Source organism: Stenotrophomonas sp. PI_27 (assembly GCF_027854495.1).
In the GTDB taxonomy this organism is placed as follows: domain Bacteria; phylum Pseudomonadota; class Gammaproteobacteria; order Xanthomonadales; family Xanthomonadaceae; genus Stenotrophomonas; species Stenotrophomonas pavanii.
On sequence record NZ_JAJNOF010000003.1, the window covers coordinates 81,586 to 93,169 of the forward strand.

Annotated in this window: 11 protein-coding genes; 7 read left to right on the top strand and 4 right to left on the bottom strand. The window is 67.7% G+C overall.

Going from position 1 to position 11,584, the window contains the following annotated elements:
• The first annotated feature begins 73 nt into the window (after positions 1–73).
• The 4 genes from cls to LRM18_RS04595 all read left to right on the top strand — a co-directional run bounded on the left by cls (position 74) and on the right by LRM18_RS04595 (position 3,789).
• Positions 74–1,534 carry a cardiolipin synthase gene (cls, locus tag LRM18_RS04580; protein WP_206633257.1) on the top strand — a complete coding sequence of 487 codons (1,461 nt, stop codon included), beginning with the start codon at positions 74–76 and terminating at the stop codon, positions 1,532–1,534.
• Positions 1,535–1,574: 40 nt separating this feature from the next.
• The gene (locus tag LRM18_RS04585; protein WP_014645412.1) at positions 1,575–1,844 is read left to right on the top strand and encodes a hypothetical protein; all 270 of its coding nucleotides are present in this window, start codon (positions 1,575–1,577) and stop codon (positions 1,842–1,844) included.
• Between the two features lie 9 nt (positions 1,845–1,853).
• Positions 1,854–2,597, top strand: coding sequence for a pyridoxine 5'-phosphate synthase (locus tag LRM18_RS04590; RefSeq protein ID WP_057495286.1), 744 nt, complete (start codon positions 1,854–1,856; stop codon positions 2,595–2,597).
• Between the two features lie 100 nt (positions 2,598–2,697).
• Positions 2,698–3,789, top strand: coding sequence for a PA0069 family radical SAM protein (locus LRM18_RS04595; RefSeq protein ID WP_270951763.1), 1,092 nt, complete (start codon positions 2,698–2,700; stop codon positions 3,787–3,789).
• Between the two features lie 55 nt (positions 3,790–3,844).
• Here the strand turns inward: LRM18_RS04595 and LRM18_RS04600 are convergent, their stop codons facing one another.
• The 3 genes from LRM18_RS04600 to LRM18_RS04610 all read right to left on the bottom strand — a co-directional run bounded on the left by LRM18_RS04600 (position 3,845) and on the right by LRM18_RS04610 (position 7,146).
• Entirely contained in the window at positions 3,845–4,552 is a 708-nt protein-coding gene (locus tag LRM18_RS04600) for a 2OG-Fe(II) oxygenase (protein WP_154329782.1), read from the bottom strand.
• 108 nt (positions 4,553–4,660) lie between these two features.
• Positions 4,661–5,677 (bottom strand): class 1 fructose-bisphosphatase, encoded by a 1,017-nt coding sequence (locus LRM18_RS04605; protein WP_049438869.1) that lies wholly within the window; start codon positions 5,675–5,677, stop codon positions 4,661–4,663.
• A gap of 266 nt (positions 5,678–5,943) precedes the next feature.
• A complete protein-coding gene (locus LRM18_RS04610) occupies positions 5,944–7,146 on the bottom strand; it encodes an amino acid aminotransferase (protein ID WP_053461746.1) in 1,203 nt (400 codons plus the stop codon).
• A 171-nt stretch (positions 7,147–7,317) separates the two neighbouring features.
• On the opposite strand from LRM18_RS04610, the gene LRM18_RS04615 reads away from it, so the two are divergent.
• Positions 7,318–9,408, top strand: coding sequence for a TonB-dependent receptor (locus LRM18_RS04615; RefSeq protein WP_270951773.1), 2,091 nt, complete (start codon positions 7,318–7,320; stop codon positions 9,406–9,408).
• Positions 9,409–9,611: 203 nt separating this feature from the next.
• Here the strand turns inward: LRM18_RS04615 and LRM18_RS04620 are convergent, their stop codons facing one another.
• On the bottom strand, positions 9,612–9,956 hold the full coding sequence (locus LRM18_RS04620; RefSeq protein ID WP_049408878.1) for a hypothetical protein: 345 nt from the start codon (positions 9,954–9,956) through the stop codon (positions 9,612–9,614).
• A 145-nt stretch (positions 9,957–10,101) separates the two neighbouring features.
• Between LRM18_RS04620 and LRM18_RS04625 the strand changes: the two genes are divergently transcribed.
• Both LRM18_RS04625 and LRM18_RS04630 read left to right on the top strand, forming a co-directional pair.
• Positions 10,102–10,500, top strand: coding sequence for a hypothetical protein (locus tag LRM18_RS04625; protein ID WP_049468440.1), 399 nt, complete (start codon positions 10,102–10,104; stop codon positions 10,498–10,500).
• A 163-nt stretch (positions 10,501–10,663) separates the two neighbouring features.
• Positions 10,664–11,584, top strand: coding sequence for a Ku protein (locus LRM18_RS04630; RefSeq protein WP_049468443.1), 921 nt, complete (start codon positions 10,664–10,666; stop codon positions 11,582–11,584).

The following is an 11,584-nucleotide window of genomic DNA, read 5'->3' on the forward strand; positions in this document are numbered from 1 at the left end:
GGGGTCAGATCCCTTTTCCTGAGCAAAAAGGGATCTGACCCCATCCGGCAGCACGCGCCGCTATGATCGGCGGATGCTCGCCCTCTTCGACTCCCTGCGCCACTGGCTTGACGGCATCGCCCACCTTGGCTCGATCCTGGCGGTGGCCTACCTGCTGTACCTGTTCGCGCTGGCGGGCTGGATCATGCTGCAGAAGCGTGAGCCGGTGGCCACGCTGAGCTGGATCCTGTCATTGGCACTGCTGCCCTACCTGGGGCTCTTCATCTATTACCTGCTGGGCCCGCAGAAGGTGAAGCGGCAGCGCCTGCGTCGCGGCCGCGCGCGCTCGGGCATGGAGCACTACAGCGATGTCTGCCCGCCCGATGCGGACTGCACCGAGCTGGCCAAGGTCGCCCAGGCCACCACCGGGCTGGCACCGAGCAGCGCCATCGAAGTGACCTGGCTGGTGGACGGCGCCGCGACCTATGACGCGCTGCTCGACGCCATCGCGCAGGCCCGCGACCATGTGCACCTGGAGTACTACATCTTCAACCCCGACCACGCCGGCACCGCGGTGCGCGACGCGCTGGTCGAACGCGCCGGCGCCGGCGTACAGGTGCGCCTGCTGCTGGATGCGGTCGGCTCGTCCGCCCTGCCCCGCCGCTTCCTGCAACCGCTGCTGGACGCCGGTGGCGAGGCGATCTGGTTCCATCCGCGGCAACTGCTGAAGCCGTTCAAGCGTCCGTGGCTGAACCTGCGCACGCACCGCAAGCTGGTGATCGTCGATGGCCGCGTGGCCTTCACCGGTGGCATCAACATCACCGACGAAGAGGACGAGCGCCGCAGGCCCGACGCCTACCGCGACCTGCACATGCGTATCCGCGGCCATGTGGTGCGCAGCCTGCAGCTGGTGTTCGCCGAGGACTGGCTGTACGCCAGCGGCCAGGACCACTCCCGATTCGACATCGCCCGGTTGTGGCCGGCCGATGTGCCGATGCGCGCGGATGGACCGATCAACGCGCAGGTGCTGGTCTCCGGGCCCGACTCGGGCTGGGAGACCATCCACCGCCTGCATGTGGCGGCGATCCAGGAAGCGAACGAGCGGGTGTGGCTGGTGACGCCCTATTTCGTGCCGGGTGAAGCGGCGCGCATGGCGCTGACCTCGGCCGCGCTGGGCGGCCTGGACGTGCGCCTGCTGGTACCGAAGATGAGCGATTCCTGGTTCGTGACCCAGGCCGCACGCTCCTACTTCGATGAGCTGTTGCACGCCGGCGTGAAGATCTATGAGTACGGGCCGCGCATGCTGCATACCAAGGCCTTCATTGCCGATGACGATGTCTGCATCGTCGGCAGCGCCAACTTCGACCACCGCAGCTTCCGGCTGAATTTCGAGCTGTCGATGATGATCAGCGACCGCGGCCGCGTTGCCGCCCTGGCTGAGCTGCTGCAGGGCGAGTTCGACCGCGCCACCCGGGTGCATGACCAGGCCGGTCGCTCGCTGTGGCTGCACCGCCTGCCCGAGGCCTTCGCCCGGCTGGCCTCGCCGCTGCTGTGACGCAGCGCTACACTGCGGCGATCATCCGGGGAGCCCGACTATGTACTGGTTGTACCTGCTGCTGGCGCTGGGCTGCTTTGCCTTCGCGCTGAAGACCCCGAGCGCGGGGTTGATGACCCTGTGCCTGCTGGCGGCGCTCGGTTTCCTGCTGGCCTGGGTGCGCGGCCGCTATGTGGCCCGCTTCGGCGACCTGCAGCGCGACCCGGCCACGCTGATCGATGCCGAGGAACTGCGCCGCCTGCGCGAACAGGCCCAGGCTCGCCGCACTGACGACCACAACGACCACGACCCGTCCCCTCTTTCCAAGTAGTTCCGTTCCATGACCCAGCTCAGCGTCAACGTCAACAAGATCGCCGTCCTGCGCAATTCGCGCGGCGGCGCCGAACCGGACGTGGTGCGTGCCGCCCAGGCCTGCCTGGATGCCGGCGCGCATGGCATCACCGTGCATCCGCGGCCGGACCGCCGGCACATCACCGCCGAGGACGTGCTGGCCCTGTCCACGCTGACCCGCGCGCGTGGGGTCGAGTTCAACATCGAAGGCAATCCGTTCGCGCCGCCGCGCGAGGGCTACCCGGGGCTGCTGGCGCTGTGCGAACAGACCCGGCCCGCGCAGGCCACCCTGGTGCCCGACGGCGACGGCCAGATCACCTCCGACCACGGCTTCGATTTCGAGCGGGACGCCGGGCGCCTGCGTCCGCTGGTGGCGGCGCTGAAAGCGATGGGCTGCCGGGTCAGCCTGTTTGTCGACGCGGGCAACCCGCTGCTGGAGCAGGCGGCCGAGGTCGGTGCCGATCGCATCGAGCTGTATACCGGCCCCTACGCGGAGGCGCACGCGGCGGGCGACGCTGCGGCGATGCTGGAACTGTTCGCCACTGCGGCGCGGCGGGCGCAGGCGGTGGGCCTGGGCGTCAACGCCGGGCACGACCTGTCGCAGGACAACCTGCGCGATTTCCTGGCCCATGTGCCGGACGTGCTGGAGGTATCGATCGGTCATGCGCTGATCGGCGAGGCGCTGTATGACGGGCTGGATGCCACGGTGCGGGGCTATCTGGCCCTGCTGTGACCGACGGATGCAAGGGACACGGGTGACTTGTAGGGCCGAGCCCTGAACCCTTCAGGCGGCCGTCGCAGCCATTGAGACGGCCACGACGTACCCTGCCGCAATGGGTATTGCGATCAAGGGCCGAGGTTCCACGTCCCACCTTGCCGGGCGCTTCGAAAGCACCGCCAGCGAGGCGGTGGACGACGGCTGGGCGGTCGACGAAAGCGAAGAGTTCCTCGCCCCGCGCCTGCGCACCGAGGTACGCGCCGAGACCGCGCGCAGCATCATCACCCGCAACACTTCGCCGGACGTCGGCTTCAGCCAGTCGGTGAATCCGTATCGCGGTTGCGAGCATGGCTGTTCCTACTGTTTCGCGCGTCCCTCGCACGCCTATCTGAACCTGTCGCCGGGCCTGGACTTCGAGACCAAGCTGTTCGCCAAGACCAATGCGCCGCAGCTGCTGCGCAAGGAGCTGTCGAAACCCGGTTACGTGCCGCAACCGATCGCACTGGGCATCAACACCGATGCGTACCAGCCGATCGAACGCAAGTTCAAGCTGACCCGCCAGCTGATTGAAGTGATGCTGGAGACCAGGCATCCGTTCTCGCTGATCACCAAGAACGCACTGGTCGAGCGCGATATCGATCTGCTTGCGCCGCTGGCGGCGGAAAACCTGGTCAGCGTGCACTTCTCGGTGACCTCGCTGGACCCGCATCTCTCCGCGAAGCTGGAACCACGCGCATCGGCACCGCACGCACGGCTGCGTGCGATGAAGCGGCTGCATGAAGCCGGCATTCCGGTCGGCGTGATGGTGGCGCCGGTGATTCCCTGGATCAACGACAGCGAACTGGAAGCCGTGCTGGAGGCCGCACACGACGCAGGTGCGAGCACCGCCGGCTACGTGCTGCTGCGCCTGCCGCTGGAAGTGGCACCGCTGTTCCGCGACTGGCTCGATACGCACCATCCTGATCGCGCCGCGCATGTGATGAGCACCATCCAGCAGCTACGCGGCGGCAAGGACTACGACAGCCAGTTCGGCACGCGCATGCGGGGCCAGGGCGTGTATGCCGATCTGTTGAGCAACCGCTTCAAGCTGGCGCGCAAGCGCCTTGGGTTCAATGCGCAGAACAGCCATTGGCCGAAGCTGGATTGCAGCCGGTTCCAGAAGCCGCTGCCGCCGAAGAAGGAGTCGCCGCAGGGGTCGTTGTTCTGAGGCCATCAGTCGAGCATGGCTCGACTCTACATCGAGGCCGACGAGCAGCTCGGCGTCACGCTCCAAACAACCTCTGCGCACTCTGGAACAGGATCCAGCTCGTCGCAATGAACTTGTCACCACCCTGTGGCCGATTCCCGCGATGCGTGTGGGTGAACGCCGTCGGGGCGATCAGCAGGCTGCCGGTGCGTGGCGCGATCTTGCGGCCCTGGAACAGGAACTCGGTTTCGCCTTCGTCGAAGTCGTCGTTGAGGTAGAGCGTCCACAGCACGTGCCGGTGCAGGGTCTCGGCCTGCGCATCCTTCGGGTACAGCTCGCAGTGCCAGTACGGGTAGCCGCCCTCGCCTGCCGCATACCACTGCAGGTTGATCGCGCCCGGGCGCAGGCAGGTGCGGGCCAGGTCGGCCAGCTGCTGCGGCGGCATGTCGGGAAAGTCCTCGGCAGACAGGCGTCGCGGTTGGCCGTTGCTGTCCTGGATCTGCAACATCAGCGGCGCGATCAAGGCCTGTGGATAACGGCGTAGATAAGTCAGCAGGCCGTTGAACACGGCGATCTGCAGTTGCTGGTCGACGTCCTGCCAGCCGTCCAGGCCACTGATGCGCAGATCCTTGCTGTGCTTGAGTTCGGGGAACACGCCACTGCCCACCGCACCGGGCAGCAGGCCACGCGTGGCACGCATGCGCTCGACGATGGCCGCGCAGACCTCACTGGGGACGGCGTTGTGGATGACTTCGATGAAATCGACCGGGCCCTGCTCGTGCATGCGTGCATTCCTTCGGCGGCAACGGCTTGATGGTGCCGTTTGCCGCCCGCGGTGTCACCCTGCGGTCATGTCATCGAACTGCCATGACCGCCGTCAGGCGTCGAGCCGTCAGCCCTTCGCTTCGTCGTGCGCGTGGTGGTAACGCACCGCTTCGGCCACTTCTTCTCGCGAACCGAGGAACACCGGCACGCGCTGGTGCAGCTGATCAGGCTGGATGTCGAGGATGCGCTCACGGCCCGTCGAGGCGGCGCCGCCGGCCTGTTCGACCAGCAGGCCCATCGGGTTGGCTTCGTACATCAGGCGCAGCTTGCCGGCCTTGGACGGATCCTTCTTGTCCCACGGGTAGATGAAGATGCCGCCGCGGGTCAGGATGCGGTGTACGTCGGCCACCATGCTGGCGATCCAGCGCATGTTGAAGTTCTTGCCGCGCGCGCCTTCCTTGCCTGCCAGCAGGTCGCTGACGTAGGCCTGCATCGGCGCTTCCCAGTGACGCTGGTTGGACATGTTGATGGCGAACTCCTGGGTGGCCGCCGGAATCTGCATGTTCTCGGTGGTCAGCACGAACTCGCCCTTCTCGCGGTCCAGGGTGAAGGCATGGGTGCCGTGGCCGACGGTCAGCACCAGCTGGGTGCTGGGCCCGTAGATGCAGTAGCCGGCGGCGATCTGCTTGCTGCCCGGCTGCAGGAACGCGTCATCGCCCGGCAGTTCGACGTTGGTCGGGCAACGCAGCACGGAGAAGATGGTGCCGACGGAGACATTGACGTCGATGTTGGAGCTGCCGTCGAGGGGATCGAACAGCAGCAGGAAGTCGCCGCGCGGGTAGATGTCCGGCACCGGCTGGCTGTGGTCCATTTCCTCCGAGGCACACGCGGCGAGATGGCCACCCCATGCGTTGGCCTCCAGCAGGATCTCGTTGCTGATGACGTCCAGCTTCTTCTGCGCTTCGCCCTGCACGTTGCCGGTGCCGGCGTCGCCGAGCACGCCACCGAGGGCGCCCTTGCTGACGGCGATGGAGATGCTGGTGCAGGCGCGGGCGACCACGGCGATCAGCTGGCGCAGGTCGGCATTGATGCGGCCGGCGTGCTGTTCCTGGATCAGGAAGCGGGTCAACGAAGTACGGGACATGGGCGGGCAGGTCTCGGCAGCGGGAAAACGCCTATTGTCGCCCGTCTGGCGGGGGCGTGCGTGAGCGCGGGAAGGCGTAATCGTTTCCAGATGCGTTGCGCCGCAGAAGCGGGGCGCGCTGCTTCTGTAGAGCCGAGCCCGCGCTCGGCTGCGCTTCGTCCTTCATGCCGCACAAGCCGAGCGTAGGCTCGGCTCTACAGAGACCAGGGCTCAAAAAACAAAGGCGCCTTTCGGCGCCTTTGTCTTCAAACCACTGGAGCGTTGTTTCAGCCCTTGGCGACGGTGGCCACGGCCTTGGCGACGTATTCCAGGTTGTTCTGGTTCAGCGCGGCCACGCAGATGCGCCCGGTGCCGACGGCGTAGATGCCGAACTCGTCGCGCAGGCGCTCGACCTGCTCGCGGCTCAGGCCGGAGTAGGAGAACATGCCGGCCTGCTCGTTGATGAAACCGAACTGCGGCGCGCCGGCGGCGGCCAGCTTCTCGACCAGGCCCTGGCGCAGTGCGTGGATGCGCTCGCGCATCTCGGTCAGTTCCTGCTCCCACATCGCGCGCAGTTCCGGGTGGGTCAGCACGCCGGCCACCAGCGCAGCACCGTGGGTGGACGGGCTGGAGTAGATGGTGCGGATCACGCGCTTGACCTGCGACTGCACCGCCTTGGCGTCAGCGGCGGTCGGCGCCACCATCGACAGCGCACCCACGCGCTCGCCATACAGCGAGAACGACTTGGAGTACGAGTTGGCGACGATGAAGCTGTCGATGCCGGCTTCGGCGATGATGCGCACGGCTGCGCCGTCCTGCTCGATGCCCTTGTCGAAGCCCTGGTAGGCCATGTCGATGAAGGGGAACAGCTGCTTGTCCTTCAGCAGCTGGGCGACCTGCGTCCACTGGGTGACCGTGAGGTCGGCCCCGGTGGGGTTGTGGCAGCAGGCGTGCAGCAGCACCACGGTACCGGCTTCCAGCTTGCCGAGGTCGGCCAGCATGCCGTCGAAATCAACCCCATGGGTGGTCGGGTCGAAATAGGTGTAATCCAGCACCTCGAAACCGGCGGCGCTGAACACGGCGCGGTGGTTTTCCCAGCTCGGGTTGCTCAGTGCAACGGTGGCGTGCGGCAGCAGCTTCTTCAGCACGTCGGCGCCGACGCGCAGCGCACCGCTGCCACCGACGGTCTGCGCGGTGGTGACGCGGCCGGCGGCCAGCAGCGGCGAGTCCTTGCCGAACACCAGCTCACGCGTGGCCTGCGTATAGGCCGGCAGGCCATCGATCGGCAGGTAGCCGCGCGGTTTGGCTTCGGCGGCAAGCTGCTGCTCGATCTGCTTGACGGCGCGCAGCAGCGGAATGCGGCCGCTCTCGTCGTAGTAGATGCCCACACCCAGGTTGACCTTGGTCGGGCGGCTGTCGGCGTTGTACGCCTCGGTCAGGCCCAGGATCGGGTCGCCTGGGACCAGTTCCACGTTTGCAAAGAAGGACACGGCGGTACTCGTTCGGTAGACGGAAAGGGGGAGGAAGTGCGCTACGCGGCTTGCGGCCGTTCGGCCGGAAACAGCCCATCGTAACAAAGCCTGCCGGGGCTGGCCGCCGCCATCGTCATCCACGGCCCCGTACCATGGCGTGCGTTGCCACCGGATCCCTCAACCTGAATCATGAATGCTGCCGCACGCCGCCGTTGCCTGCCGTTGTCCGTCCTGCTGCTGCCGCCCTGGGCGGTGGTGGCCGCGCCCGCGCCGACCACCCTGCCCAGCGTGCAGGTGCAGGCTGCGAGGGTGCCGGGCATCGACCCGTTCGCGCTGCCGGCCAGCCAGGACACGGTATGGATCGACGCCAGCCGTGCCGGCACCGGCGTGCAGCTGTCCGAGGCGCTGGCCGGCGTGCCGGGGCTGGTCGCGCGCGACCGGCAGAACTTCGCCCAGGACACCCAGCTGTCGATCCGTGGCTTTGGCGCGCGCTCGACGTTCGGGGTGCGCGGGGTGCGGGTACTGATCGACGGCGTGCCGGCGACCATGCCGGACGGCCAGGGCCAGCTGTCGCACGCCAGCCTGCTGGGTGCCGAGCGCATCGAGGTGCTGCGCGGACCGTTCTCGGCGCTGTACGGCAATTCCTCCGGGGGCGTGCTGCAGGTCTGGAGTGCACAGGGCCAGGCCGGGGATCCGTGGCGGCTGCGGCTCAACGCCGGTGCCGACAATACGCTCAGCATCGGCGCGCAACTGAAGGGCGCAGGCCGTGCGCTGGACTACAACATTGCCGCCAACCACTTCCGTACCGATGGCTGGCGCGACCACAGCCGTGCGCGCCGTGAATCGCTCAATGCGCGCATCGGCGGGGAGCTGGGCGGAGGCCGGCTGGAGCTGCTGCTCAATGCACTGGATGCCCCGGACGCGCAGGACCCGCTGGGGCTGAGCCGTGCCCAGGTCGCGGCGGATCCGCGCCAGGCCACCGCCGTGGCACACCAGTACAACACGCGCAAATCAGTGCGCCAGCAGCAGGCTGGCCTGCGCTGGAGCCGCGAAACCGGGGCGCAGCGCTGGCAGGTCATGGGCTATGCCGGGCAGCGCGCGGTGACCCAGTACCTGCCGATTCCGCCCACCGCACAGGCCAACCCGTTGCATGCCGGTGGGGTGATCGACCTGGAGGGCGGTTATGGCGGGCTGGACGCGCGCTGGGGCTGGCACGGTGATCTTGCCGGCCGGCCGCTGGACCTGGTGGCCGGGCTCAGCGCCGACCGCCAGCGCCAGCACCGCACCGGCTACGAGAACTTCGTGGGCAGCGCCCTGGGGGTGCGCGGGCGCCTGCGCCGTGACCAGATCGATACCGTGCAGAACGTGGACCAGTTCGCCCAGGCATGGTGGCAATGGAGCCCGCGCTGGTCGCTGCTGGCGGGCGTACGCCACAGCAGCGTGCGCTTCGAATCGGACGATCGCTACATCACCGATCGCAACCCGGACGACAGCGGCCACCGTCGCTACCCGGCCAGCACGCCGGTCGCCGGCGTCAGCTTCGAGGCCAGCCCGCAATGGCGGCTGCACGTGGCCACCGGCCGTGGCTTCGAGACCCCCACCTTCAATGAGCTGGGCTATCGCGCAGATGGTCAGGCGGGGCTGGCGCTGGATCTGGCAGCAGCGCGCAGCCGCAACGTTGAGGTCGGCAGCAAGTGGCGTACTCAGCAGGGCACCCAGCTTGATGTCAGCGTGTTCCGCGCAGATACCGACAACGAGCTGGCAGTTGCGAGCAGCAGCGCAGGGCGTAGCACGTATCGGAACATCGGCCGCACCCGCCGCCAGGGCGCGGAGCTGCAGTATCGCCAGCCGTTGGGCGAGCAGCTGGAACTGCAGCTGGCCTGGACCTGGCTGCAGGCCCAGGTGCGATCGCCGTATCGGACCTCCAACAGCGTGGTCGCCGCCGGCAGCCGCCTGCCTGGCGTTCCGCGCCAACAGGGCTTCGCGCGGCTGCAATGGAGCCCCGGTCCATGGCAGTGGGCGCTGGAGGCGTCGGCCAGCAGCGACACCGTGGTCAACGACGTGGCCACCGAACGTGCACCGGGTTACGCACTGCTGAATCTGGAAGCCGGCCACCGCTGGCGCCTGCCGGGTGGCGAGCTGCGCACCTTCGCCCGGCTGGAGAACGTGCTGGACCAGGCCTACATCGGCTCGGTGATCGTCAACGACGGCAACGGGCGCTTCTACGAACCCGGCCCGGGACGGCGCGCCAACGTCGGCCTGCAATGGTCGTGGCGCTGAAGGGGCTTTGGACGGCAGCGCGCTGCGCAGGACCTCTGGAGGTTGCCGGCCAGCGGCCGGCACTACCCCGCAAATCTGGGGGCTTTGGACGGCAAGGCGCTGCGCAGGACGTCTGGAGGTTGCCGGCCAGCGGCCGGCACTACCTCGCAAATCTGGGGGCTTTGGACGGCAGCGCGCTGCGCGGGACGTCTGGCGGTTGCCGGTCAGTCCGGTGCCTTGGCTGGCACGAACGGCGATGTCGGGTCGCTGGCCGGGAAGGTCTCCTCCAGCGCTTCGTCCTGGTTGTCACTCGCGCGCTGCTTGCGTTCGCGGCGCTTGAGCGGGCTTTCCTGGCCGCCCCGATGGCGGTCGCCGCCATCCTTGCGGTCCTGGGCCGCCTGTTCAGCCTCGTGCTTCACCGGCAGATGGTCGCTCCCGTGCTCGGCATCGAAGAACGGTGCGCCGGTGCCACGGTAGTCCGCGTTGTCGGCGTCGCGCTTGCCACGCTGCTCGCCGGGAATGGGCGGGTGATTTTCCCGCAACGGGTCTCGGGAGGTCTCTCGGCTCATGGTCTGGCTACCTGCGCTGGGGCCTCCACTACACCGCGCCGCAGGTAAAGCGGCTGCGAACCCGGCGTCATGAACATCTCGCTCACCCCCCGGTAACGGTACCGCGCGTATTCCTGCCCACCCGCCCCCGTTGCAGGAGCCGGCCATGCCCCGTCTTGAACGACCCGCGCCGTCCGTGTTCAACGCCCTGCTCGATCCGCTCGGCCAGCGCACCGCGCAACGCCGCACGCGCCGGCATGAAGACCCGCAGGCGGTGGCGCAGGACTACCTGCAGTACATGCTCAGCGATTACGAGGAGCGCCGCGGCCAGGGCCATCGCAACTGGCGTGACCTGTGCCCGGTCTATGCGTTCGCGCTGACCACCCATGCGGCCGACTGGCCGCGCGGTGATGCCGCCGATACCTGCGAGGAACTGGCCGAGCACTGGGAGCAGATGCGCGGCCAGTCGCGGCTGGGCTGGTCGCAGGCGCGTCCGGTGGTGGAGGATGCCTGGCGCGCGCTCGACCACATCCCCGCTGCGGCGGTGAGGCCGTTGCTGCAGTAGTGCCGGCCGCTGGCCGGCAACCCCAGGAAACTTCAGGCCGCGAGCTCGCCGGCCAGCGCCCAGCACTACCGCATGTGTGTAGAACCCACGTGCACGGCACGGACACGGGTGGTTTACGCCCGTCGGGCCACGCTGGGCACCCTGCCCTAGCAAAGGTGCGTCCATGGCCCGCCCGATCTGGACCGGCACGCTGTCGTTTGGCCTGCTCAACGTGCCCGTGTCGCTGATGTCCGGCGAACGCCGGGTCGATCTGCAGTTCCGCATGCTGGATTCACGCGACCGCAAACCGATCCGCTTCGAGCGCGTCAACGCCGACACCGGCGAGGAAGTGCCCTGGAAGGACATCGTCAAAGCCTACGAGTACGACAAGGGCAGCTATGTCGTGCTGGAGGAAGGCGACATCCGCTCGGCGGCACCGGAGAGCCATGAGGCGGTCGAAGTGGAATCGTTCGTGGACGCGGCGCAGATCGACCCGCGCTACTACGAGAAGCCCTATCTGCTGGTTCCCGGCAAGAAGGCCGAGAAGGGCTACGTGCTGCTGCGCGAAACACTGCGCAGCACCGGCAAGGTGGGCATTGCCCGGGTGGTGGTGCGTACCCGCGAATACCTGTGCGCGGTGATGCCACATGCCGACGCGCTGGTGCTGATGATCCTGCGTTATCCGCAGGAACTGGTGGATCCCGAAGATTACAAGCTGCCCACCGGAAAGCTCGCCGACTACCGCATCAGCAGCAAGGAAACGGCGATGGCCGAGCAGTTGATCGAGTCGATGTCCGGTGATTGGGACCCGTCGCAGTACCACGACGAGTTCCGCGAGCGCCTGCAGCAGGTGCTGAACAAGCGCATCAAGTCCAAGGGCGGCACCACGCGGGTGGAGGATGAACCTGCACCGCGTGAGGACGCCAGCACCAACGTGGTCGATTTCATGGCACTGCTGCAGAAGAGCCTGGATGCGAACAAGCGGACGCCGGCAAAGAAGGCCGCGGCGCGCAAGGCAGCCGCAAAGCCGACGGCAAAGAAGGCCGCAAAGAAGACAACGAAGAAAGCTGCAAAGAAGTCCGCACCCCGGCGCAAGGCAGGCTGA

Coding starts and splice junctions, on each gene's coding strand:
- LRM18_RS04605 (WP_049438869.1), bottom strand. CDS start 5,677: ATGTCCCGTACTTCGTTGACCCGCTTCCTGATCCAGGAACAGCACGCC.
- LRM18_RS04595 (WP_270951763.1), top strand. CDS start 2,698: ATGGGTATTGCGATCAAGGGCCGAGGTTCCACGTCCCACCTTGCCGGG.
- LRM18_RS04630 (WP_049468443.1), top strand. CDS start 10,664: ATGGCCCGCCCGATCTGGACCGGCACGCTGTCGTTTGGCCTGCTCAAC.
- LRM18_RS04615 (WP_270951773.1), top strand. CDS start 7,318: ATGAATGCTGCCGCACGCCGCCGTTGCCTGCCGTTGTCCGTCCTGCTG.
- cls (WP_206633257.1), top strand. CDS start 74: ATGCTCGCCCTCTTCGACTCCCTGCGCCACTGGCTTGACGGCATCGCC.
- LRM18_RS04625 (WP_049468440.1), top strand. CDS start 10,102: ATGCCCCGTCTTGAACGACCCGCGCCGTCCGTGTTCAACGCCCTGCTC.
- LRM18_RS04600 (WP_154329782.1), bottom strand. CDS start 4,552: ATGCACGAGCAGGGCCCGGTCGATTTCATCGAAGTCATCCACAACGCC.
- LRM18_RS04585 (WP_014645412.1), top strand. CDS start 1,575: ATGTACTGGTTGTACCTGCTGCTGGCGCTGGGCTGCTTTGCCTTCGCG.
- LRM18_RS04620 (WP_049408878.1), bottom strand. CDS start 9,956: ATGAGCCGAGAGACCTCCCGAGACCCGTTGCGGGAAAATCACCCGCCC.
- LRM18_RS04590 (WP_057495286.1), top strand. CDS start 1,854: ATGACCCAGCTCAGCGTCAACGTCAACAAGATCGCCGTCCTGCGCAAT.